The organism is Microbacterium xylanilyticum (genome assembly GCF_054654695.1).
Genome location: NZ_BAAIEN010000002.1, coordinates 2,476,989 through 2,499,682, shown reverse-complemented (window position 1 = coordinate 2,499,682; position 22,694 = coordinate 2,476,989). Strand labels below are relative to the sequence as shown.

Annotated in this window: 25 protein-coding genes and 1 tRNA gene; 17 read left to right on the top strand and 9 right to left on the bottom strand. The window is 70.4% G+C overall.

Annotation, left to right across the window (positions count from 1 at the left end; genetic code table 11):
• Window positions 1-10: 10 nt before the first annotated feature.
• The 11 genes from ACYQ1L_RS12625 (at window position 11) to der (ending at window position 10,957) form a co-directional block, all read left to right on the top strand.
• A complete protein-coding gene (locus ACYQ1L_RS12625; RefSeq protein WP_460004449.1) occupies window positions 11-1,402 on the top strand; it encodes a glutamine synthetase family protein in 1,392 nt (463 codons plus the stop codon).
• Window positions 1,403-1,436: 34 nt separating this feature from the next.
• Entirely contained in the window at window positions 1,437-2,840 is a 1,404-nt protein-coding gene (locus tag ACYQ1L_RS12620; RefSeq protein ID WP_460004448.1) for an aldehyde dehydrogenase family protein, read from the top strand.
• A 94-nt stretch (window positions 2,841-2,934) separates the two neighbouring features.
• A complete protein-coding gene (locus ACYQ1L_RS12615) occupies window positions 2,935-3,714 on the top strand; it encodes a 3-oxoacyl-ACP reductase (RefSeq protein WP_460004447.1) in 780 nt (259 codons plus the stop codon).
• On the top strand, window positions 3,707-4,453 hold the full coding sequence (locus ACYQ1L_RS12610; protein WP_460004446.1) for a gamma-glutamyl-gamma-aminobutyrate hydrolase family protein: 747 nt from the start codon (window positions 3,707-3,709) through the stop codon (window positions 4,451-4,453). Before ACYQ1L_RS12615 ends, ACYQ1L_RS12610 begins: the two co-directional genes overlap by 8 nt.
• A 31-nt stretch (window positions 4,454-4,484) precedes the next feature.
• A complete protein-coding gene (locus tag ACYQ1L_RS12605; protein ID WP_460004445.1) occupies window positions 4,485-5,348 on the top strand; it encodes a ParA family protein in 864 nt (287 codons plus the stop codon).
• Window positions 5,332-6,186: a segregation and condensation protein A gene (locus ACYQ1L_RS12600; RefSeq protein ID WP_460004444.1), complete on the top strand. Its 855-nt coding sequence runs from the start codon at window positions 5,332-5,334 to the stop codon at window positions 6,184-6,186. Before ACYQ1L_RS12605 ends, ACYQ1L_RS12600 begins: the two co-directional genes overlap by 17 nt.
• Window positions 6,176-6,787: an SMC-Scp complex subunit ScpB gene (gene scpB / locus ACYQ1L_RS12595; RefSeq protein WP_460004443.1), complete on the top strand. Its 612-nt coding sequence runs from the start codon at window positions 6,176-6,178 to the stop codon at window positions 6,785-6,787. Before ACYQ1L_RS12600 ends, scpB begins: the two co-directional genes overlap by 11 nt.
• Window positions 6,787-7,605 (top strand): pseudouridine synthase, encoded by an 819-nt coding sequence (locus tag ACYQ1L_RS12590; protein WP_460005817.1) that lies wholly within the window; start codon window positions 6,787-6,789, stop codon window positions 7,603-7,605. Before scpB ends, ACYQ1L_RS12590 begins: the two co-directional genes overlap by 1 nt.
• Window positions 7,602-8,723 carry a prephenate dehydrogenase gene (locus ACYQ1L_RS12585; RefSeq protein ID WP_460004442.1) on the top strand — a complete coding sequence of 374 codons (1,122 nt, stop codon included), beginning with the start codon at window positions 7,602-7,604 and terminating at the stop codon, window positions 8,721-8,723. Before ACYQ1L_RS12590 ends, ACYQ1L_RS12585 begins: the two co-directional genes overlap by 4 nt.
• A complete protein-coding gene (gene cmk, locus ACYQ1L_RS12580) occupies window positions 8,716-9,432 on the top strand; it encodes a (d)CMP kinase (RefSeq protein ID WP_460004441.1) in 717 nt (238 codons plus the stop codon). The genes ACYQ1L_RS12585 and cmk overlap by 8 nt, the downstream gene beginning before the upstream one ends.
• Window positions 9,425-10,957 carry a ribosome biogenesis GTPase Der gene (gene der / locus ACYQ1L_RS12575; RefSeq protein ID WP_460004440.1) on the top strand — a complete coding sequence of 511 codons (1,533 nt, stop codon included), beginning with the start codon at window positions 9,425-9,427 and terminating at the stop codon, window positions 10,955-10,957. The genes cmk and der overlap by 8 nt, the downstream gene beginning before the upstream one ends.
• A gap of 21 nt (window positions 10,958-10,978) precedes the next feature.
• Here der and ACYQ1L_RS12570 read toward each other — a convergent pair whose 3' ends face one another.
• Window positions 10,979-11,425, bottom strand: a complete 447-nt coding sequence (locus ACYQ1L_RS12570) for a GNAT family N-acetyltransferase (protein WP_460004439.1) — start codon at window positions 11,423-11,425, stop codon at window positions 10,979-10,981.
• 104 nt (window positions 11,426-11,529) lie between these two features.
• Between ACYQ1L_RS12570 and ACYQ1L_RS12565 the strand changes: the two genes are divergently transcribed.
• Complete coding sequence (locus tag ACYQ1L_RS12565) at window positions 11,530-12,486, top strand: NUDIX domain-containing protein (RefSeq protein ID WP_460004438.1); 957 nt, start codon at window positions 11,530-11,532, stop codon at window positions 12,484-12,486.
• Window positions 12,487-12,661: 175 nt separating this feature from the next.
• Here the strand turns inward: ACYQ1L_RS12565 and ACYQ1L_RS12560 are convergent, their stop codons facing one another.
• The 5 genes from ACYQ1L_RS12560 to ACYQ1L_RS12540 form a co-directional block, all read right to left on the bottom strand.
• Window positions 12,662-14,224 (bottom strand): HNH endonuclease signature motif containing protein, encoded by a 1,563-nt coding sequence (locus ACYQ1L_RS12560; RefSeq protein ID WP_460004437.1) that lies wholly within the window; start codon window positions 14,222-14,224, stop codon window positions 12,662-12,664.
• 63 nt (window positions 14,225-14,287) lie between these two features.
• A complete protein-coding gene (locus tag ACYQ1L_RS12555; protein WP_460004436.1) occupies window positions 14,288-14,668 on the bottom strand; it encodes an RNA-binding S4 domain-containing protein in 381 nt (126 codons plus the stop codon).
• Entirely contained in the window at window positions 14,665-15,372 is a 708-nt protein-coding gene (locus ACYQ1L_RS12550) for a lysoplasmalogenase family protein (RefSeq protein WP_460004435.1), read from the bottom strand. The genes ACYQ1L_RS12555 and ACYQ1L_RS12550 overlap by 4 nt, the downstream gene beginning before the upstream one ends.
• A 42-nt stretch (window positions 15,373-15,414) precedes the next feature.
• On the bottom strand, window positions 15,415-15,999 hold the full coding sequence (locus tag ACYQ1L_RS12545; RefSeq protein WP_460004434.1) for a GNAT family N-acetyltransferase: 585 nt from the start codon (window positions 15,997-15,999) through the stop codon (window positions 15,415-15,417).
• Between the two features lie 182 nt (window positions 16,000-16,181).
• Window positions 16,182-16,258, bottom strand: a tRNA-Pro gene (locus tag ACYQ1L_RS12540).
• A gap of 132 nt (window positions 16,259-16,390) precedes the next feature.
• On the opposite strand from ACYQ1L_RS12540, the gene ACYQ1L_RS12535 reads away from it, so the two are divergent.
• The 5 genes from ACYQ1L_RS12535 to msrA all read left to right on the top strand — a co-directional run bounded on the left by ACYQ1L_RS12535 (window position 16,391) and on the right by msrA (window position 19,939).
• On the top strand, window positions 16,391-17,134 hold the full coding sequence (locus tag ACYQ1L_RS12535; protein ID WP_460004433.1) for a group I intron-associated PD-(D/E)XK endonuclease: 744 nt from the start codon (window positions 16,391-16,393) through the stop codon (window positions 17,132-17,134).
• A gap of 53 nt (window positions 17,135-17,187) precedes the next feature.
• Complete coding sequence (locus tag ACYQ1L_RS12530; RefSeq protein WP_460004432.1) at window positions 17,188-17,898, top strand: hypothetical protein; 711 nt, start codon at window positions 17,188-17,190, stop codon at window positions 17,896-17,898.
• Window positions 17,899-17,956: 58 nt separating this feature from the next.
• Window positions 17,957-18,688 carry a hypothetical protein gene (locus ACYQ1L_RS12525; protein WP_460004431.1) on the top strand — a complete coding sequence of 244 codons (732 nt, stop codon included), beginning with the start codon at window positions 17,957-17,959 and terminating at the stop codon, window positions 18,686-18,688.
• A gap of 214 nt (window positions 18,689-18,902) precedes the next feature.
• A complete protein-coding gene (gene msrB / locus ACYQ1L_RS12520) occupies window positions 18,903-19,385 on the top strand; it encodes a peptide-methionine (R)-S-oxide reductase MsrB (protein WP_460004430.1) in 483 nt (160 codons plus the stop codon).
• Entirely contained in the window at window positions 19,382-19,939 is a 558-nt protein-coding gene (gene msrA, locus ACYQ1L_RS12515; protein WP_159575628.1) for a peptide-methionine (S)-S-oxide reductase MsrA, read from the top strand. Before msrB ends, msrA begins: the two co-directional genes overlap by 4 nt.
• Window positions 19,940-20,008: 69 nt before the next feature.
• Here the strand turns inward: msrA and ACYQ1L_RS12510 are convergent, their stop codons facing one another.
• From ACYQ1L_RS12510 to ACYQ1L_RS12500, 3 genes are all read right to left on the bottom strand, one after another.
• Entirely contained in the window at window positions 20,009-20,482 is a 474-nt protein-coding gene (locus ACYQ1L_RS12510; RefSeq protein WP_460004429.1) for a carboxymuconolactone decarboxylase family protein, read from the bottom strand.
• 88 nt (window positions 20,483-20,570) lie between these two features.
• Entirely contained in the window at window positions 20,571-21,119 is a 549-nt protein-coding gene (locus ACYQ1L_RS12505; protein ID WP_460004428.1) for a type 1 glutamine amidotransferase domain-containing protein, read from the bottom strand.
• Window positions 21,120-21,221: 102 nt separating this feature from the next.
• On the bottom strand, window positions 21,222-22,658 hold the full coding sequence (locus tag ACYQ1L_RS12500; RefSeq protein ID WP_460004427.1) for an amino acid permease: 1,437 nt from the start codon (window positions 22,656-22,658) through the stop codon (window positions 21,222-21,224).
• Between the last annotated feature and the right edge of the window lie 36 nt (window positions 22,659-22,694).

The window sequence follows — 22,694 nt, the reverse complement described above, 5'->3', positions numbered from 1 at the left end:
CACCGCCGCTATGACCTCCTCCGATCTGAACACCCCCGCCCGCAACGACCGCATGCTCACCGTCGAGCAGCTGCGCGGGCGCATCCTGGACGGATCCGTCGACACCGTGATCCTCGCGTTCACCGACATGCAGGGGCGCCTGCAGGGCAAGCTCCTGCACGCCCGGTTCTTCCTCGACTCCGTGCTCGGGCACGGCACCGAGGGATGCAACTACCTCCTCGCGGTCGACGTCGACATGAACACCGTCGACGGCTACGCGCACGCGTCGTGGGCCGACGGCTACGGCGACATGGAGTTCGAGCTCGACCTCGCGACCATCCGCCTCATGCCGCACCGCCCCGGCACGGTGATGATCCAGTGCGACCTCGCCGGCACGAACGGCGACCCGGTGCGGGTTTCGCCGCGGGAGATCCTGCGCGCCCAGACCCGGCGCGCCGCCGCGCACGGGTGGAAGGCCCTCGCGGGCACCGAGCTCGAGTTCGTGATCTTCAACACTCCCTACGATCGCGCGTGGGACAGCGGCTATCGCGACCTGGAGCCCGCGAACCGCTACAACGTCGACTACTCGATCCTGGGTTCCACGCTCGTCGAGCCGCTGCTGCGCGAGATCCGCAACACGATGTACGCGTCCGGCCTGAACGTCGAGTCGGCCAAGGGCGAGTGCAACTTCGGCCAGCACGAGATCGCGTTCCTCTACGACGAGGTGATCACCACGGCGGACAACCACGCCTACTACAAGACCGCATCGAAGGACATCGCCCGCCAGCACGGGCAGGCGATCACGTTCATGGCGAAGCCCAACCAGCGCGAGGGCAACTCCTGCCACGTGCACATGTCACTGCGCGGCATCGACGACGACGCCCTCGTGTTCTGGGACGCGGAGCGCGGCGCCCGATCCGCCCTGTACGACCACTTCATCGCCGGGGTCCTGGCGACCATGCGCGACTTCACGCTCTTCTACGCGCCGAACATCAACTCGTACAAGCGCTTCGTGAAAGGATCCTTCGCGCCCACCGCGATCGCCTGGGGCATCGACAACCGCACGAGCTCGGTGCGCCTGGTCGGCCGGGGCGCGGGCGCACGCATGGAGAACCGCCTGCCCGGCGGCGACATGAACCCGTACCTGGGCCTCGCCGCGATGCTCGCCGGCGGCCTGTACGGCATCGAGCATGAGCTGGCGCTCGAGCCGGAGACGAAGGGCAATGCGTACGAGTCCGGGGCGCCGACCGTGCCGTCGACCATGCACGAGGCGCGCGAGGCGCTCGCGCAGTCGGCGATCGCGAACGAGGTGTTCGGGGAGGATGTCGTGCGGCACTACGTGAACTACGCCGACGTGGAGATCGCGGCCTTCGATGCGGCGGTCACCGACTGGGAGCTGCGCCGCGGCTTCGAGCGGCTGTGAACCGGTTCATCGGAGACTTCGAAAGGCTGTGGGCATGAGGATCCCTTCTTCCCGATTCGGCGCCGGCGGCGCCTTCACGGTTCTCAATCCGGCGACGGGCCGGCCGGTGGCGGATGTGGGCCTCGCCGACCTCGGCGAGACCGACGCGGCGATCGAGCGCGCGCACCGCGCGTACCCGGCCTGGCGGGCCATCGCGCCGGGGGAGCGGGCGCGGCTGCTGCGCGCCTTCGCGAGCGTCGTGGAGGCCCACATCGACGAGCTCGCGGCCCTCGAGGTGGCGAACGCCGGCCACACGATCGGCAACGCGCGCTGGGAGGCCGGCAACGTCCGCGACGTGCTGAACTACTACAGCGCGAGCCCGGAGCGGCACTTCGGCAAGCAGATCCCGGTTCCCGGCGGCGTGGACGTGACCTTCCACGAGCCGCTCGGCGTGGTCGGCATCATCGTGCCGTGGAACTTCCCGATGCCGATCGCCGGCTGGGGGTTCGCCCCTGCGCTCGCCGCGGGCAACACGGTGGTGCTCAAGCCCGCCGAGCTCACGCCGCTCACCGCGATGCGCCTGGGCGAGCTCGCGCTCGAGGCGGGGCTGCCCGAGGGCGTGTTCACGGTCATCACCGGCAAGGGCAGCGTCGTCGGGGATCGCTTCGTGACGAACCCGCTCGTGCGCAAGGTGTGCTTCACCGGATCCACGGACGTCGGCAAGGGCATCATGCGCGGCTGCGCCGACCAGATCAAGCGGGTCACCCTCGAGCTGGGCGGCAAGAACGCCAACATCGTGTTCGACGATGCGGACCTGGAGGCGGCCGCCGCGGCCGCGCCCGGGGGAGGGCTCGACAACGCCGGGCAGGACTGCTGCGCCCGTTCCCGGATCCTGGTGCAGGACACCGTGTACGAGCGGTTCCTGGAGCTGCTGCAGCCCGCGGTCGAGGCGTTCCGCGTCAAGGACCCGAACGCCGAGGACGCGGAGATGGGGCCGCTCGTCTCGGCGAAGCAGCGCGACTCGGTCGCCGCGCACCTGGACGGCGCCGACATCGCGTTCCGCGGGCAGAGCGCCGACGGGGCGGACTGGGACGGCGGCTTCTGGCTCGCGCCCGCGGTCGTGCTCCCGCGTGACGCCGCCGATCCTGTGTGGTCGCAGGAGCTGTTCGGCCCGGTGCTCGCGGTGATGCCGTTCCGCGACGAGGCCGACGCGATCGCCAAGGCCAACGACACCGCGTACGGATTGAGCGGATCCATCTTCAGCCGCGACATCGGCCGCGCGCTGCGCGTGGCCCGCGGCGTGGAGAGCGGCAACCTCTCGATCAACTCGCACTCCTCGGTGCGGTACTGGACCCCGTTCGGCGGGTTCAAGCAGTCGGGTCTCGGACGCGAGCTCGGCCCGGATGCACCGGATTCCTTCTCCGAGGTGAAGAACGTCTTCATCTCCACGACCTACTGAACGAACACTCCGAGGTGAAGCAGGGTGCAGAACAGCACCTGTTCATCTCCACTAGCTACTGATCTCCTCCACACAGCGAAAGGCACACACAGGAATGGGAAAGCTCGAAGGCAAGGTCGGCGTCATCACCGGCGGCTGCAGCGGCATCGGACTGGCGACGGCGAAGAAGTTCGTCGCGGAGGGCGCGAAGGTCGTGATCGGCGACCTCGACGAGGCCAACGGGCCCCGCCTCGCGGAGGACCTCGGCGGCACGTTCGTGAAGGTGAACGTCACGAACCAGGCCGAGGTCGAGAACCTCTTCAAGGTCGCGCACGACACCTACGGCCGCATCGACATCGCCTTCAACAACGCGGGCATCTCGCCGGCCTCGGACGACTCGATCCTGAAGACGGGGATCGAGGCGTGGAACCTCGTGCAGGACGTCAACCTCACCAGCGTCTACTACTGCTGCAAGGCGGTGCTGCCGTACATGCTGGAACAGGGCAGCGGCTCCATCATCAACACGGCGTCCTTCGTCGCGATCATGGGCGCGGCGACCTCGCAGATCTCCTACACCGCGTCGAAGGGCGGTGTGCTCGCGATGACCCGCGAGCTCGGCGTCCAGTTCGCCCGCAAGGGGATCCGCGTGAACGCGCTGTGCCCCGGCCCGGTGAACACGCCGCTGCTGCAGGAGCTCTTCGCGAAGGATCCGGAGCGCGCCGCGCGCCGGCTCGTTCATGTGCCGATGGGACGCTTCGCCGAGCCGGAGGAGATCGCGAACGCGGTCGCGTTCCTCGGCAGCGACGAGTCCAGCTTCATCACCGCGATGGACTTCCTCGTCGACGGCGGCCTGTCCAACGCCTACGTGACCCCGCTGGACTCGGACTTTGACTGAGCCCGCCGCCATCGGGCTCCGCCCCGTCATCGGGATCACGACCTACCGCCAGGCGGCCGACTGGGGCACCTGGCGGCAGGTCGAGGCAGATCTGCTGCCGAGCGACTACGCGCGCTCGATCGAGCGGGCCGGCGGCATCCCCGTGCTGCTGCCGCCTGTGGCCGTGTCGGGCGCGGCGACCGACGTGCTCGCGCGGCTGGACGGCATCCTCGTGGCGGGCGGGGCGGACGTGAACCCCGCCCGCTACGGGCAGGAGCCGGATCCGGCCGTGGTGCGCTGGTACGACGACCGCGACGCCTGGGAGCTGGCGCTGCTCGCCGAGGCCGAGCGGGTCCGGCTGCCGCTGCTGGGCATCTGCCGGGGCATGCAGCTCATGGCCGTCGCGGCCGGCGGCTCCCTCGTGCAGCACCTGCCCGATGTCGTCGGACACGACCGGCACGCCGGCGGGCCCACGTCCTACGGCGAGGCGCAGGTCGGCGTCGATGCCGCCGGGCGGATCGCGGACCTGGTGGCGCCCGAGCTCACCGTCCCCGTGCACCACCACCAGGCGGTCGCGGAACACCCCGGCTACCGCGCGGTCGCGCACGACGCGGACGGGGTGCTGCAGGCGATGGAGCAGGACGGCGATCGGTTCGCGGTCGGCGTGCAGTGGCATCCGGAGACCGACGACGATCCCGCTCTGTTCGAGGGTCTGGTCGCCGCGGCGCGGGAGCGCTTGCGGAACGGGGGTCGCGGCTAGACTCGATCGAGCACGACCGAGCAGGAGAGACGTGGCGAAGAAGACGAAGGACGACACCCCGATCGGGCCCACCGGCCGTCCCTACCAGGGATTCCCCATCCCCGCTCCGCTGAAGGCGCACGGCCCCGCGCGCATCATCGCGCTGTGCAACCAGAAGGGCGGCGTCGGGAAGACGACGACCTCGATCAATCTCGCGGCGGCTCTCGCCGAGTACGGGCGCAAGGTGCTCGCGGTCGACTTCGATCCGCAGGGCGCGCTGTCGGCCGGTCTCGGGATCCCCACGCACGACATCCCCACGGTGTACGACCTGCTGCTGGACACCAAGCGCGACGCGCATGACGCGATCGTGCACACCGGCGTGGACGGCCTGGACCTGATCCCGGCGAACATCGACCTCTCCGCGGCCGAGGTCCACCTCGTGAACGAGGTCGCGCGGGAGACGATCCTCTCCCGCGTGCTGCGCCAGGTGGCGGGGGAGTACGACGTCATCCTCATCGACTGTCAGCCGTCGCTCGGCCTGCTCACCGTGAACGCGCTCACCGCCGCGCACGGCGTGCTGATCCCGCTGGAGTGCGAGTTCTTCGCGCTGCGCGGTGTGGCGCTGCTCATCGAGACCATCGACAAGGTGCGCGACCGGCTCAACCCGTCGATCACGCTCGACGGCCTCCTCGCCACGATGTACGACGCCCGCACGCTGCACTCGCGAGAGGTGCTGGAGCGGGTCGTCGAGGCGTTCGGCGACGACGTGCTGGAGACCGTGATCGGGCGCACCGTGAAGTTCCCCGACGCCTCGGTGTCGGGCGTTCCGATCACCGAGTTCGCGCCGGAGCATCCCGCCGCACAGGCGTACCTGCGACTGGCCCGGGAGCTGGTCGCGCGTGGCGCCGTCGCCTGACGAGGACCCGTCGGTCCCTGAGCCCGTCGAAGGGGCGGCACCGGACGCCGAGCCCGAGAGCGGCTTCCGCGTCTTCCTGTCGAACTTCGACGGACCGTTCGACCTGCTGCTGAGCCTCATCTCGAAGCACGAGATGGACATCACCGAGGTGTCACTGAGCAAGGTGACGGACGAGTTCATCGCCTACCTGCGCGAGCTCGGGCCGGACGAGGATCTCGACGAGACCAGCGAGTTCCTCGTCGTGGCCGCGACGCTGCTGGACATGAAGGTGGCGGGCCTGCTGCCGCAGGGCGAGCTCGTCGACGCCGAATCCGTGGCTCTGCTCGAGGCGCGGGACCTGCTGTTCGCGCGGCTGCTGCAGTACCGCGCGTTCAAGGAGGTCTCGGCCTGGTTCGCGCGCAGCCTGCAGTACGAGGATCGGCGGCACCCGCGGGCCGTGCGCCTCGATGAGAAGCACCGCGCCCGCACCCCGGAGCTCGTGTGGACCCTCAGCGCCGACGACTTCGCCACCCTCGCGCTCCTGGCGTTCGCGCCGAAGGAGATCCCCACGGTCGGTCTGGACCACCTGCATGCGCCGCTCGTGAGCATCCGGGAGCAGGCGGCGATCGTGGTCACGCTGCTGCGCACGGCCGAATCGGTGACGTTCCGCGAGCTCGTGGCGGGTGCCACGGAGCCCGGGATCGTGGTGGCGCGCTTCCTGTCCGTGCTGGAGCTGTACCGGCATGCGGCGCTGTCGTTCGAACAGCTGGAGCCGCTCGGCGAGCTGACCCTGCGCTGGTCGGCGGAGCACTGGTCCGACGAGATGCTGGCGACGTTGGGAGCCGACTATGACCGATGACATCACCGATGCCGTGCCGGGCGCTTCGACGGACTCGGCGACCGACGCCGAGCTGCCGCTCACCGAGAAGCTCGAGGCGATCCTGCTCATCATCGAGGAGCCGCACAGCCTGGTCTCCCTCGCGGCCGCCGTGGGCGCGCCGGTGCCGGCGGTGCGGCAGGCGATCGCCTCGCTCGTCGACGAGTACGACGGGCGCGGGAAGGGACCGCGGCGCGGCTTCGAGCTGCGCGAGGTCGGCGGAGGCTGGCGACTCTACGTACGCGAGGAGTACGACGACCTGGTGGCCGACTTCGTGGGCGGCCAGGCGCCGGCACGGCTGTCGCAGGCTGCGTTGGAGACCCTCGCCGTGATCGCGTACAAGCAGCCGGTGACGCGCAGCCAGGTCGCCTCGATCCGCGCCGTGAACGTCGACTCGGTGGTGCGCACCCTGGTGGGGCGGGGACTCATCACCGAGCTCTTCCAGGACGCGGAGACCGGCGCGATCAACTACGGCACCACCGACCTGCTGCTGCAGAACCTCGGCATCAACTCGCTCGACGAGTTGCCGCCGATCTCGCCGCTGCTCGACGACGGCTCGGAAGGATTCAGTGAAAGGGCATGATGTCGACCGAACCTGAGGGCGTGCGCCTGCAGAAGGTGCTCGCGAACGCCGGTGTCGCCTCTCGACGCGTGATCGAGCAGTACATCGTGGAGGGGCGGATCCGCGTCAACGGGTCCGTCGTCACCGAGCTCGGCACCCGGATCGATCCGTCGACCGACCTCGTCGACGTGGACGGCACCGCCGTCCAGCTGGACACCGGCAAGCGCTACGTCATGCTGAACAAGCCCACCGGCGTCGTCTCGTCCATGAACGACGAGAAGGGACGACCGGATCTGCGCCGGTTCACGCAGCAGTACGAGGAGCGCCTCTACAACGTGGGGCGCCTGGACGCCGACACCAGCGGGCTGCTCATCCTCACCAACGACGGCGACCTCGCGCACGTGCTCGCGCATCCGTCCTTCGGGGTGACGAAGGTCTACATCGCCAAGGTCTCCGGTCGGGTGACCCCGCAGACCATCGCGAAGCTCACCCGCGGCATCGACCTCGAGGACGGTCCGATCGCGGCCGACAAGGCGCGCCTGCTGGATTCCTCGGCGGGATCCAGCCTCGTCGAGCTCACGCTGCACTCCGGGCGCAACCGGATCGTGCGCCGGATGCTCGCTGCGGTGGGCCACCCGGTCACGGAGCTCGTGCGCCGCCAGTTCGGCCCCCTGCACCTGGGAACGCTCCCGGCGGGGAAGAGCCGCGAACTGACTAAAATCGAACTCGGCGCGCTTCTGACCCTGTCGCGCCAGGAATCCCCCACGGGCGGCGCTTCGGACCCTTCGAGAGCCTCAGGGACCGAGCAGGCGCGTTCAGACGTGCAGGAGAACGAGTGAGCGACACGAGCAGGACGCCGATCGAGCGCGCCGCGAGACTGTCCGGGACCGTCCGGATCGTCGGCGCGGGGCTTCTCGGCGCGAGCATCGGGCACGCCCTCACCGCGAAGGGGATCGACGTGGCCCTTGCCGACACGTCTCCCGCGCAGCTGCGCCTCGCGATCGACTACGGCGCGGGCCGCGCGGCACGTGACGACGACGCCCCCGTGCTCGTGGTCGTCGCCGTGCCGCCGGATGTGACCGCCGACGTCATCGAAGCCGAGCTCTCGCGGTTCCCGGAGGCCGTGGTCACGGACGTCGCAAGCGTCAAGCTCGAGCCGCTGCGGGCGCTCCGCGAGCGCGGCGTCGATCTGACGCGCTACATCGGATCCCATCCGCTGGCCGGGCGCGAGCGCGGCGGAGCCATCTCCGCGCGCGCCGACATCTTCATCGGTCGGCCCTGGGTGGTCTGCCGCGACGAGGAGACCCGGCCCGCGGATCTCGCGCTCGTCGAGGGACTCGCGCTCGACCTCGAGGCCATGCCGCTCGAGATGACCCCGGAGGAGCACGATCGTGCGGTCGCGCTCACCTCGCACGTGCCGCAGGTGGTCGCGAGCCTGCTCGCCGCGCGCCTCGCCGACGCGGACGACGGATCCCTCCGCCTCGCCGGACAGGGCGTGCGCGACACCACCCGCATCGCCGCCTCCGCCCCCGAACTGTGGGTGCAGATCCTCGGCGCGAACGCCGCCCCCGTGGTCTCGGTGCTCGACGCGCTCGCCGCGGACCTGGCCGAGGTGGCCGACGCCCTGCGCGACCCCGAGCGCGCCGGATCACGGCGCACGGTCGCGGAGGCCATCCGGCACGGCAACGAGGGCGTCGAGCGGCTGCCGGGAAAGCACGGCCAGAACCGCCGGTTCGAGTCGTTCGTGGTCATGATCGACGACACCGCGGGCCAGCTCGGGCGCCTCTTCGGCGAGCTCGGCGAGCTCGAGGTGAACGTCGAGGACCTGCGTCTGGAGCACTCTCCCGGCGCGCAGTTCGGCCTCGCCGAGATCAGCGTCGTGCCGGCCGCCCTGCGCGGTGCCGTGGAGGGGCTGGAGGCCAGAGGATGGCGGATTGCGAGCATGCCCGATGACTGACCCTACGACTTCGGACACCGTGCCCTTCGTCGTCGCGGTGGACGGCCCCGCCGGATCCGGCAAGTCCAGCGTGTCCAAGGCCGTGGCCCGCCGCCTCGGCTATGGCTTCCTCGACACGGGCGCCGCCTACCGCGCACTGGCGTGGCACGTCCTGGACCGCGGCGACGACACCGCCGACGAGGCCGCCGTGCTCGCCGCCGCCGCCGACTTCCCGTTCCGTCAGGGCCTCGATCCCGACGACCGCGTGGTGCACGTCGGCGACGTCGACGTCACCGCGGCGATCCGCGAGCCGCGGGTGTCCGGCGCGGTGAGCGGCGTGGCGCGCGTGCCCGCCGTCCGCGTGCAGGTGAACGACGCGTTCCGTCGCATCGTGCGCGAGTCGGCGTACCCCGCGGTGGTGGTGGAGGGGCGCGACATCACGACCGTCGTCGCCCCGGATGCGCCGGTGCGGATCCTGCTCACGGCGGCGCCCGAGGTGCGAGCCGCCCGTCGGGCCGCGGAGTTGGGCGCCGAGGATGCGGGAGCGGTGGCGGCGGCGCTGCACAGCCGCGACGCCAAGGACAGCGCGGTGGTGGACTTCCTCACCGCCGCAGAAGGAGTGGAGGTCGTGGATTCGACCGACCTCGACTTCGACCAGACCATCGACGCCGTGATCGCGGTGATCGAGCGACTTGCGCCCGAGGCGCAGCGAGGAGCCGACCATGGCTGATGACGAGTACGACCCCTCCACAGGTGCCGGCGACGACCGCCTCGCCGAGAAGCTGGAGGCGATGGACGAGGAGCTCGTCGAGGCGCGCGCCGCGACCCTGCGCGCGGGCCTCGAGGACTACGAGCTGGATGACGAGGACGCCGAACTGCTCGCGGGCCTCGTCTCCGGCGAGGACGGGATCGAGTACCTTCCGGCGTTGCCCGTGGTCGCGATCGTGGGGCGGCCGAACGTCGGCAAGTCGGCGCTCGTGAACCGGATCCTGGGCCGCCGCGAGGCGGTCGTGGAGGACACCCCCGGCGTCACCCGCGACCGCGTCACGTACAAGGCCGAGTGGATGGACCGGCGCTTCACGCTGGTCGACACCGGCGGCTGGGAGCCGGACGCGAAGGGCATCGACCGCTCCGTCGCCGCACAGGCCGAGGTCGCCATCGACCTCAGCGACGTGGTGCTCTTCGTCGTCGACGCCATGGTCGGCGCCACCTCGACCGACGAGCACGTCGTCAAGCTGCTGCGCAAGAGCGGCAAGCCGGTGTTCCTCGTCGCCAACAAGATCGACGACGCCCGGCAGGAGCCGGAGGCCGCCGCGCTGTGGAACCTCGGTCTCGGCGAGCCGTATCCCGTGTCCGCGATCCACGGCCGCGGTGTCGCCGACCTCCTCGACGCCATCATGGAGAAGCTTCCCGAGGTGTCCGCCGTGGCCAAGGCCGAGATCGGCGGCCCGCGCCGCGTCGCGATCCTGGGCCGCCCGAACGTGGGCAAGTCCTCACTGCTGAACAAGGCGGCGGGGGAGGAGCGCGTGGTCGTCAACGACCTCGCCGGCACCACCCGCGACCCGGTGGACGAGATCGTCGAGCTCGGCGGCCGGATGTGGCGCTTCGTCGACACCGCCGGCATCCGCCGCCGCGTGCACCTGCAGCAGGGGGCGGACTTCTACGCCTCGCTGCGCACCTCGGCCGCGCTGGAGAAGGCCGAGGTCGCGGTGGTCGTGCTCGACGTCAGCCAGCCGATCAGCGTGCAGGACCTCAACATCATCGACCTGGTGCTGGAGTCGGGCCGGGCGCTCGTGCTCGCGTTCAACAAGTGGGATCGCCTGTCCGACGACGATATGGAGAACCAGGACCGCCGCCGGTACCTGGAGCGGGAGATCGAGCAGGATCTCGCGCACGTGGCCTGGGCGCCGCGCGTGAACATCTCGGCCAAGACGGGGCGGCACCTGGACAAGCTCGTCCCCGCGCTGGAGACCGCGCTGGAGAACTGGGACCGCCGCATCCCGACCGGCAAGTTCAACGCCTTCCTCACCGAGCTCGTCGCCGCCCACCCGCATCCGCTGCGGGGCGGCAAGCAGCCGAGGATCCTGTTCGGGACGCAGGCGTCGACGCGCCCGCCGACATTCGTGCTGTTCACGACAGGATTCCTGGATCCTGGCTACCGCCGGTTCATCCAGCGGCGCCTGCGCGAGCTGTACGACTTCGAGGGCACGCCGATCGTGATCAACATGCGGGTGCGCGAGCGCCGGCAGCGCTGAGCCGGCGCCGACCCGCGCTGCTCAGGCGGTGCGGGCCGCGCGCACCATCGCGGTGCGGTCGGGCTCGGTGAACCCGAACTGGCGGTACAGGCCGTGCGCGTCGCTCGTGAAGAGCGTCCACCGCATGTCCGCGCCCGGGCCCTCGTCGATCATGAGCCGGACGAGGCGCTTGCCGAGGCCGTGGCCGCGGTGCTCGGCGAGCACGTAGACGTCGGCGAGGTACGCGAAGGCGATGCCGTCGGAGATCGCGCGGGCGAAGCCCACCTGCTCCCCGGTGTCCCTGCGGTAGGCGCCGACGACGCGCCACGCCCCGGCGATCTGCGCCTCCACATCGGCACGGGAGCGCCAGCGCGCCCAGTACGCCTCGGTGGACAGCCAGTCCCACACCGCGTCGGTCTGGATCCGGGCCGGATCGTCGTCGAGTTCATAGGCGTCGAGTTCGTAGCCGTCGGGTCCTTCGTCCGTCATGCAGACCATTCTTGCAAGGGGTTGCGCTCGCGCTCCGTCATCCGGTGCCTGCAACCTTCCGTCGCACAGGGCCGTGCCACGGTCGCGTGTGAAAGGCTGGACGGGTGACGATCGTTCCCCCTGCTCCCGGCGAACCCCGGCGTCCGCACGGGCCGCTCGATTCGGGCGACGCGTGGGTGGTGTCGCCGACGGGCGAGCGCTATTGGGGGCGGTACGGGGCGGCCGGGCTGCTGGCGTTCGACCCTGCGCGCGGGGTGCTGCTGCAGCACCGGGTGGCGTGGTCGCATCACGGCGACACGTGGGCGCTGCCGGGAGGCGCACGGCATGCCGGAGAGTCTGCTCGGGAGGGCGCGATCCGCGAGGCGCAGGAGGAGGCCGGCGTCCCCGACGGGGCCGTGCGCGCGCGGTTCGAGAGCGTGCTGGATCTCGGGATCTGGAGCTACGCCACGGTCGTGGCCGACGTCGTGGTGCCGTTCGACCCGGTGATCAGCGACCCCGAAAGCCTCGCGCTGGAGTGGGTGCCGGTCGACGAGGTGGACGCCCGTCCGCTGCATCCGGGCTTCGCGGCGGCCTGGCCGGAGCTGCGGGCGCTGCTGGACGTGCGGCCGGTCGTGGTCGTGGACGCCGCGAATGTGGTCGGATCCGTGCCGGATGGCTGGTGGAAGGACAGGGCAGGCGCGACCGGGCGCCTGCGCGACCGTCTTGAGGACTGGGCGCGGCGGGGCGTGGAGGCCGAGCGGGTCGCGCTCGACTCCACTCGCTGGCATCCCCGCGTGGCGCTGGTCGCGGAGGGCGCCGCCCGCGCGGTCGCCGATCCGGGGGAGACCCCCGACGTCGCATGCGCCGTGGAGATCGTGCGTGCGCCGGCGGCCGGCGACGACACGATCGTCGCGGTGGCGGCGGAGCACGTCGCCGCCGGAGACCGCGTGTTCGTCGTCACGAGCGATCGCGGTCTGACCGAGCGGATCGAGGCGCTGTCCGGGGACGGGCGTTCCGCCGAAGTCCGGCCGGTGCGCTGGCTGCTGGACCAGCTCGACGAGGACGCGCGGACCACAGTCTGAGCGACGCGCTCGGGCGAGCGGAGCGGTTCGGGCGCCGGACCGTACGGGCCGGCGCCACTCGAGCGTGCGAACCATTCGGGCGAGCGAGCCGTTCGGTCGACGGGCCGGAGCTTCCTCCGCAACGCGCCCGCCTGCCGGGGATGCCGGCCTCGGGGCAGACTGCTCCCCGGTACGGTCAGACGAACATGATCCGGCGCGGGGGATGGTCGTCGTAGGTGCGGCCGAGCGGGCTGACCCAGCGCACGATGCCACCGGCGAGCTGATGCGCGGTCCAGCGCAGGATGTCGTCGAGGTCGGGATGCTTGAGCGGATGGTGCCCGGGGCAGAAGTCGGCCAGGTTGGTGAGTTCGGTCAGGCCGCCCTTGGCGTAGTCGACGTTGTGGTCGATCTCGCATCGATGCGCGGGCGTGTGGCAGCCGGGGAAGCGGCAGCGCTGATCCCTTGCCCGGAGGAACCGCTTCATCGCGCCGGTCGGCGTGTAGCGGTCGACCTTCGTGACCATGCCGGCGGAGTCGAGGAAGAGCCTGTTCCAGCCGCCTGCCCTCCCAGCGAGATCCCGGGCGATGCTTGGGTCCAGCGGTCCGTGTCCGTCGAATTCGGTCAGACGGTCGTCGTCGCCCGCGAGGGTCGTCGCAGCGACCGTGACCTGGACGGTGGCCTGAATGTTGTCCAGTCCGGAGCCCAGGACGTCGGAGAGACGCGCGGCGAGGAGGAGGTCGACCAGGGCGTCCGCCTCGATCTGCGCCCGGGTGCGACCGTCCGCGGCGACCTCCTCGGTCTCAGACCCATCCTCGTCCGCGTCATCGTGGTCCCGCGAGCGATCGAGCTCCGGATCCATGGCGTACGTGTCGCTCGCCATGATGAGGTCGTAGGCGTCCAGCCGAGGGTCGTCGGGGAACAGATCCGCGGCCTCCGGCCAGTCGTCGAGATCAGCGCCCTCGGGGATCACGCTGTTCGCAGCAGCGCGTGGCGGACTCGCATGGGCAGCCGGATCGACGGCGCCGGCAGCGGACGGCGATGCCGACGCCGATGCAGAGGCCGCGCACGAGGCTGCTTCGCCGGCGTCCTGAGCGGCCGTGCGCGAGGCATGGGCGATCGCCTTCGCGAGGCGGCGCAGGCGATCCTTGATCGCGACCGCGTAGACCTCGGGCAGGACCGCGGTGAGCAGCGCCATGCCCTCATCCAGCGACCGGATGGTCACGCAGCGCTCGTCGACGGCACGACGATGCCGTTCCTTCAGCGACTCGCCGGCGATCACGGCCGAGATCTGGCGAGCGGCGACGCGGGTGCGGGTGGGGGAGTCCTGCTCTGCCACGGCGATGCACGCCTGCTCGTACATCGCGAACGACTCTTCGCCGATTCGCCGGTTGCGTACGGCGTCTCGGACGGGATCCGCAGCGGAGATGATCGCGCGCACGTGCTGCACCGAGATCGCACCCCGGCGGAGCGCATCGTGCAGCCCGGGGAAGTACGTGGTCAGCGCCTCGGCATCCGCGAAGGCGTTCTCCACGCTGCCGGATCCGGCACGACCCGCGGCTGTGTACTCGGCGACCATCGACCGTCGGGCCATGTCGCGATGGACCGGGTGCGCCGCGACATCCTGATCGAAGAGCGCCACCCTGGTAGCGAGCAGGTCCACTGCTTCCGCCTCCAGGCGCGCGATCTCGGCACGCTTCGCCACCCACGCGTCCAGCAGCACCTCGCGGTCTGCGAGCGGCGGTCGGGTGAAGCTGGTCATGCTCTCAGTTTAGAACATAACTACGAAGAAGGGAAGGCCTGTGGACAGTGATCTGAGCGGATCTCAGGCATGATCGCGGCCGCGGAGGCGGTCGATGTCGCGGCGCTCGCGCTTGGTCGGGCGGCCTGCGCCGCGGTCGCGCACACCGGCCGCGGCCACCGGCTCGCGGGGCGGAGTGCGGTCCTCGGCGGCGAGGGCGGCGAGCGGCGCGCCGACCCGCTTCACCAGAGTGTGTCTCACCACGAGGATCCGGTCGAAGCCGCTGATCCGGATCCGCAGCTCGTCGCCGATCTTCACCGTCTGCGCCGCCTTCACCCGTTCGCCGTTGATCCGCACGTGCCCTGCGCGGCAGGCGGTGGTCGCCGCGGAGCGCGTCTTGAACACGCGCACCGCCCACAGCCAGCTGTCGACGCGGACGGGGCCGCTCGCCCAGGGCTCGTTCATGCGAGCGACCTCCGGGAATCGGCGACCGCCGCGGGCACGGAGGCATCGTCGCGGTGGAGGGCGCGTAGGGCTCCGGCGACGATCAGACCCTGGCCGATCGTGTAGGTGACCATCACGGCCGGGCTCGTCCAGTCGGGCATGGCGTCAGGGAGGAACAGGCGGAACGCGAGGATCGAGTCGCTGGCGAGGAAGAAGGCGCCTCCCCAGGCGATCGCCGCCCGGCAGCGGGCAGAGGTGGCGGCGGTGCCGGCGAGCACGATGCCGTAAGCGCCGACCGCGAGGATCAGGGATCCGGTGTGCGGCCCGAGCACCATCATCATCAGCAGCCACCAGAGCGCGTAGACGATGGTCCACAGGGGCAGGCGGCGCACGCGAAGCCGGCGCAGGAACAGCAGGATGTAGGCGACGTGCGCCAGGCCGAAGAAGCCGAGCATCAGGGGCAGTTCGGGGGCGAATGGGAAGAACAGGCCCGCCTCATCGCCGAGCCAGGAGAAGAAGAGGGCGGCGGCGAGCAGCACCGCCGCCCCTCGCGGTGCGAGGGTCTTCCACCCCAGAGCCAGGGGCAGCGCGAGCAAGGGCATGAGCAGCGCCTTGGTGGGCGTGGTCAGGGGACTGTGCACTGCGTTCGAGATCACGTGGATCAGCGAGATCAGGACGTACGGGACGAACGGCCACAGGGCGCGGTATCGGCTGCGGCTCTGCATCCCTCCATCGTAGGAGGCGGATGTACCCGGCCGTCCCACCCGTCAGGCAGCGAGCTCCAGAGCCACGAGCGGGCGTCCGGACCGCAGCTCGCCGACGACGGAGAACCCGGCGTTCACGAACGTCGACAACGCCCCGTGGAACAGGTCGTTCGACGACACGGTGACGGCTGAGGTGTCGACCGGGTAGCCCTCGATGACGCGGGCCCCGGACTCGCGAGCGTAATCGACGGCGGCCGCCAGCAGCGCCGCGTTGAGCCCCTGCCCCCGGTGCTCACGGCGCACGGAGAAGCAGGTGACGGCCCACACGCCGAGGTCGTCGAGCGGCTCGTGCGTGGCGGCCACGATGTTGCGCGTGTAGCCGAGCCGCTTCTGGGCGGGACGCGGGCCGATGCGGATCCACCCCGCTGCCTCGCCGTCCACGTACGCGACGATGCCCGGCGGGGGCCCGGTCGTGATCTCGTCGCGCAGGATCCCGACCCGCTCGTCCTTCGTCGTGGAGTTCCAGTCCTTGTTGCGCAGCACCGGCCAGACGCACTGACACGACGCTCCGTCGCCGCCTCCGGTGAGCGCTCGCTGCACGTCCTCCCACTCGGTGGGCGTCGCTGCCTTCGTGGTGATGGTGGTCATGGTCTCGACCCTATGCGCGGTCGCCGACATCCGCGCCGACGAGAGCGGTTGGTGCGACCGCGCGAACACTCAGGAGGTCACTGGGGTGCCGTCGGGGTCTGTCCGGCTCACCAGATCGGGTCCTCGGCGTCCTGGCGGTATGCAGAAGGCCCGGCAGATTCTCAGATCTACCGGGCCTTTCTTGGTCGGGCTGACAGGATTTGAACCTGCGACCCCCTGACCCCCAGTCAGGTGCGCTACCAAGCTGCGCCACAGCCCGTTGGCCGCACCGGAGCGCGGGCAACTCCCCAATCCTAGCTGACTCGCGGAGCCAGTGCGAACGCGCTCACCGCCGGGCGCGGCGGATCTCACCCCGGGCTCCAATGTCCGAAGTGGGCACTACGGTCAGGCCATGGCGCGGCCTTTCAACTACACGGACCAGCAGTTGCGTGACGCGATCGAGGCCTCCGTGTCTTGGCGAGGCGCTCTGCGCCACCTCGGGCTCCGCGCCACCTCCGCGGCTGCCATTCGGTCTGTGCGTGCACGTGCCGACCGCATCGGCATCGGCTACGAGCATTTCGACCGTCAACGCGGCTGGGGCGAAGACGAGTTCCGCGTGGCTCTTGCGCGTGCGGCCAGCTGGGACGATGTCGTGGCGGAACTCGGTCAAGGGACGCTGCTGGGCGATGCGCCCAGCTTGCGGGCACATGCTGCCCGGCTGGGAATCGACGTATCTCACCTGGATGGGATGCCCGAGCCCTTCGGCCCGAATCGTGAACTGGTTCCCGACCTCGCGAACCTGAGTCGTTCCGGGCCGCTTCTTGCGGCCGCGTGGTTCACGCTCTGCGGCAAGGAAGTGAGCTGGCCCCTTGAGCCCGCGAGATACGACTTGGCTGTCCGAGGGGACGAAGGCTTCAGGCGTGTCCAGGTGAAGACGACGACGGTCCGCGTCGGGAACAGCTGGAAAGTGTATCTCTCGACGACCGGGCGTAGGCGACGAACATACGGTCTCGACGAGATCGACGATTTCTTCGTCGTCGACGGCGATCTCGACTTCTACGTGCTCCCCATCGAGAAGGTCGGCGGGCTCCAAGCTGTGCATCTCGGCGCATATTCCGGCTATCGAGTGCCGCGCCTTGTGCGTGCCTTCCTCTGAGAACGCCGCCCGGGGGTCTTGTCTCGGCGGAGCGGATCCGCCAGGCTCGGGGCATGTGGATCTCCGGACGGCTCTCGCCGGATGCGCCGGACCCGCGCGTGGAGATGGCTGAGCGGGTGCGCGCGCTGCCGTTCCCGGTGTATGGCCTGGCGCCGCAGCCGACGATCGAGGACCTCGACAGCCTCGGGTACATGGGCGGGGCGTGGCAGATCACGGTCGCCGTCAACTACACGCTGTGGCGCAACCCCGAGGACCTTGACGACCCGGTCAACCTCGCCGAACTCGACGAGGCCACGCGCGCCGAACTCGATCGCAAGCCGCCGTGGCCGCGGCCGCGGTGGATCGTCGAGGCAGCCGAGCGGATGCGATACCCGATGCTCTGGGAGGCGGTGCGCACGACCTGGGCCGGCGAGCCGTCGGAGTACACGACGCTTCCGCAGCAGCTCGTGCAGCACGTGAACCACATCCTGATGAACCGCTTCCGCACCGAGCTCGGCATGCCGACTGGGCCGCCGAGCGGACCTCCGAGCACAGACGAGCCCTGGCGCGTCCGGCCGAGCGCGGTGAACCCGCACGCACGGATCGAGGTCGACGGCGAGTTCGTCGACGCCGCCGAGATCGACACGGATCCGCTCGTCTACGCGATCGGCGTGCAGCTGTCGCCCGAGGTCGTGGCGACGGTCGTGATTCCGCGCGCCGACCTGCCCTTCGTGCGGATCGCGCTCGCCCGTTGCGACTCCGGCAGCGGGACGGGCGACGCCTGACCGCGCCGCGAGTGCGGACGCACCTTCCGCCGTCGCCGGCGCGGTGGGACCATGGATCATGGCGACGGATGCCGACGACGGCACCGCCGACGCGGTTCTCGCGCGCCGGCTGCAGATCCTCGCGACGGAGCACTGGGGTCTGCTCGCCGCGCGCAGCACCGCGCAGAGCGAGGTCCTCACCCGCATCACGATCCACCTCACCCTGGTCTCCGCCGGACTCGTGACGATCGGACTCCTCGGGCAGGCGTCCCACTTCGCGGACTGGTTCCCTCCGGCCGCGCTGGGCATCCTCGGCTTTCTCGCCGCGGTCGGCCTGCTGACCCTGATGCGCGTGCTCGCCGTCTCCGAGGAGGACTTCATGTACGTCACGGCGATGAACCGGATCCGCGGCGGCTATGCGGATCTGGATCCCGACGCGGCCGTGTACTTCCTCGCCTCGACGCACGACGACGAGCTCGGGATGCGCGTGACCTACTCGTTCTTCCGGCATCGCGGCGCCGCCGAACAGGTGCTGGCGTCGTCGGCGATGCTGAGCATCCTCGTGAACGCGACGGTGACCGGGATGTTCGCAGGGGGTTTCTGCGCCGCGTTCGGTGCATCGGTCGCGCTCGCCGTCGTCGTCGGCGTGCTGGTGGGGCTCGGAATCGTGGCAGCGGCGGTCTGGTACGCGGGCTACCGCTACGTCTCGGCGTGGCGGACGTACGCGCCGCGGAATCCGAGCGAAGGGGCCCCGCCGCATTGGGGGCCGCGGCAGCCGGGAGGTTCCGGACCCGTCACCCGGCGACGCTGAAGACGCGCATCCCCGTCGATGGGCGAACGCTCGCAGCGGCCCCGCGCCGGAGGACACAGCCGGGTCGTCCGCGGCCGTGAGACACGGCAGATCCTCGAGACATGCCGTCGCCCAAACTCACAGTCGGCGCACAGCTTCGCGGGACCAAATCCGGGCGCCCGCTCGTTCTTCCTGATGACGCCGCAGCCAGCGGCGCCAGAGGAGGAGCATCACGGTGAACCCCACCGACTACCGACGCACGGACGAGGCGCTGAGCGCCCTGACCGAGCACCAGTACCGGGTGACGCAGGAGGGCGGCACCGAGCCGCCGTTCCACAACGAGTACTGGAACAACCACGCTCCCGGCATCTACGTCGACGTGGTCTCGGGCCAGCCGCTGTTCTCGTCGACGGACAAGTTCGACAGCGGCACCGGGTGGCCCAGCTTCACGCGGCCGATCGATCCGGATGCCGTCACGACGAAGACCGACCGCACGTTCGGCATGGTGCGGACCGAGGCGATCTCGGCCGGCGCCGGAAGCCACCTCGGGCACGTGTTCGACGACGGTCCGCGCGACGCCGGAGGCCTGAGATACTGCATGAACTCGGCGGCACTGCGCTTCGTGCCGGCTTCCGAACTCGAGGAGCAGGGCTACGGCGCGTACCGTGGACTGTTCGAGACCGCCACGCCCCAGACCACAGAGGAGAACGCATCATGACCAGCGGACCCGCCGACACCGGATCCATCACCCAGGTCCCCGGCGCTGAGACCGCCGTCCTCGCGGGCGGCTGCTTCTGGGGCGTCGAGGATCTGATCCGCCGCCAGCCCGGCGTGCTCAGCACCCGCGTCGGCTACACGGGCGGCAGCAACGACCACGCCACCTACCGGAACCACCCCGGGCACGCCGAGGCCGTCGAGATCGTCTTCGACCCGTCGAAGACGACGTACCGCGACATCCTCGCGTTCTTCTTCCAGATCCACGACCCGTCCACGCTCAACCGCCAGGGCAACGACATCGGCACCAGCTACCGCTCCGCGATCTTCCCGCTCAGCCCCGAGCAGGAGCAGGTCGCGCGCGACACGATCGCCGACGTGGACGCCTCGGGCCTGTGGCCCGGCAAAGCGGTCACCACGATCGAGCCGGCCGGCCCGTTCTGGGAGGCCGAGCCCGAGCACCAGGACTACCTGGTGCGCTACCCGGACGGCTACACCTGCCACTTCCCGCGGGCAGGCTGGGTGCTGCCGCGCCGGGACGAGGTCGCGGCCTCGTAACCGCATCGTCCAGGCATCGGGCCCGTCGGATATCCGGCGGGCCCGATGCCGTCCTCCGGCGTCGCGCGATCAGCGGACGAGGCTGCCTTCGGCGTCGCGGGGGCGCACCGGATGATCGCTCAGGATCGACACCCGGTTGAACATGTTGATCGTCAGGGCGACCCATTCCGCGGCCGCGAAGATCTCGTCGCCGAGCACGCTGCGCGCAGCGGCGAGGTCGGCTTCCCCGTCCTCGCTGAGCGGCATCCGCGTCGCGGCCTCGGCGATCGCGAGCACCGCCTTCTCCCGCTCCGAGAACAGGGAGGACTCCCGCCAGGCCGGCAGCACGTCGAGCTTCTGCTGGGTGATGCCCGCCGCTCGGGACTCCCGCGCGTGCAGGTCGAGGCAGAACGCGCACGCGTTGAGCTGCGATGCCCGCACCTTGATGAACTCGGCCTCGGCCGTCGTCAGACCGAGCTCCGCCGTCGCCTTGGCGACCACGTCGGAGTACGCGGACGCGGCCTTCCACGCGTCGGGGATCGCCTTGTCCAGGTAGGGGCGCATGCTGTTCCTCTCGTGCGAGTCGATCTGGCTCGACGAGATCAACGTACCGCGCTCCGCGATGTTCCCGACGCGCGTCCGGCGGCTCCGATCAGGTCGTCTGCCCCTTGTGCGGGCCCTCGCCGAACTCCTCCACGATCTTGGCGTCGAAGGCGGGGAGATCGTCCGGAGTGCGGCTGGAGACCAGTCCCTGGTCCACCACGACCTCCTCGTCGACCCAGCCGGCTCCGGCGTTGCGGAGATCGGTGGCCAGGCTGGGATAGCTCGTCAGCCTCCTCCCGTCCACGACGCCCGCTTCGATCAGGATCCAGGGTCCGTGGCAGATCACCCCGACGGGCTTGTGCTGCTCGAAGAACGAGCGGGCGAACGCGATCGAGGCCTCATCGAGGCGGAGGTCGTCCGCGTTGACGACGCCGCCCGGAAGCACCAGGGCGTCGAAGTCGTCGGCGGAGGCGTCGGCGGCGTTCCGGTCGACCGGCTGCACATGGCCGTGCTTGCCCGTGATCTCCGTGCCGCGAGGAGCGACCATCGTCGCGGTCGCACCCGCCGAGGTCACCGCCTCCCAGGGGCTCACGAGCTCACTGTCCTCGAACCCGTCCGTCGCGAGGAAGGCCACGCGCTTGTCATCGAGCTGGGGCATCATCTGTCCTTTCGTCCGGGGAGCGGCCGGTGATGGCCGCAGCACGAAGCTCCCCGGCCGCGGGCGCGATCACCAGGGGCTGGCCAGACGCGGATGCGGATGCTAGGGCGCGTCGTTCCGGTGCCGGGGGCTGTCGGGAGCGAGGAGCGAGTGCCGCTTCGAATATGCGAAGTAGACGACCAGGCCGATCAGGAACCACACGGCGAAGCGGACCCAGGTCTCCCAGTGCAGGTACGAGATCAGCCACAGGGACGCGATGACGCCGATCGCCGGGACCACGGGCATGAGCGGCAGGCGGAACCGCCGTGGGATCTCGGGGTGCCGGTAGCGGAGCACGATCACCGATGCGCAGACGACCACGAACGCGAGCAGGATCCCGATGTTGGTGAGTTCGGCGACCGTCGAGATCGGCACGACGCCGGCCAGGATGGCCGAGGCGATCCCGACGATCCAGGTGACCCGCGTCGGCACGTGGTGGCGCGGGCTGGTCTTGGCGAACCACGCCGGCAGCAGCCCGTCGCGGCTCATCGAGAACCACACCCGGGTGACGCCGAGCATGAAGGTCAGCAGCACGGTGATGATGCCGACGATCGCACCGACGGCGATGATGTTCGCGGCTCCGCCGAGGCCCGCTGCCGCGAAGGCGTTCGCGAAGCCGCTCTTCGGATCGATGTCGCGATAGTTCTGCATGCCGGTCAGCACCAGGGTCGCGAGCACGTACAGCACCATCGCGATGGCGAGCGAGAGCAGGATCGCCTTCGGCATGTGCCGGCGCGCATCCTTGGACTCCTCGGCGGCCGTGCTCATCGCGTCGTAGCCGAACACCGCGAAGAAGACGGTCGCGGCGCCCGTCATCACGCCGCCGAATCCGAACGGGAAGTAGGGGTGGTAGTTCGCGGCGTCGATGTGGAACACGCCGAGCACGATGATCAGCACCACGATCAGCACCTTGATGCCGACCGCGACGAACTCGAAGCGGGCGGCGCTGCGGATGCCGCGCGTCAGCACGAAGGCGGTGAGAAGGCAGAGCAGCACCGCGAAGACGTCGATCACGCGGCCCGGCCCCGTTCCCGCGGCCCCCAGCATCCACTGCGGCAGCTGCACGCCGAGCTGGGTGACCAGGAACCCGATGTAGCCCGAGATGCCGATCGCCACCACGGCGACGATGGCGGTGTACTCCAGCAGCAGATCCCAGCCGATGAACCAGCCGGCGAACTCGCCGAGCACGGCGTAGCCGTACGTGTAGGCGGATCCGGCCTTCGGGATCATCCCGGCGAACTCGGCGTAGGACAGCGCCGCCGCCGCGCTCGCGACGCCCGCGATGAGGAACGAGATCAGCACGGCAGGGCCCGCCGTCTGATGCGCGACCTCGCCGGCCAGCGTGAAGATGCCGGCGCCGATGATGCCGCCGACGCCGATCGCCGTCAGCTGCCACAGGCCCAGGGCCCGCGTGAGGCCCCCGCCCTCGTTCTCGTCCTCGATCTGCTCGATCGGCTTCCGGCGGAAGATCCCCCGGGGGCCGGTGCTGTTCGTGCTCATCTCGTACCGCCCTTCGCTGGGCTCCCCCTTCGTCAC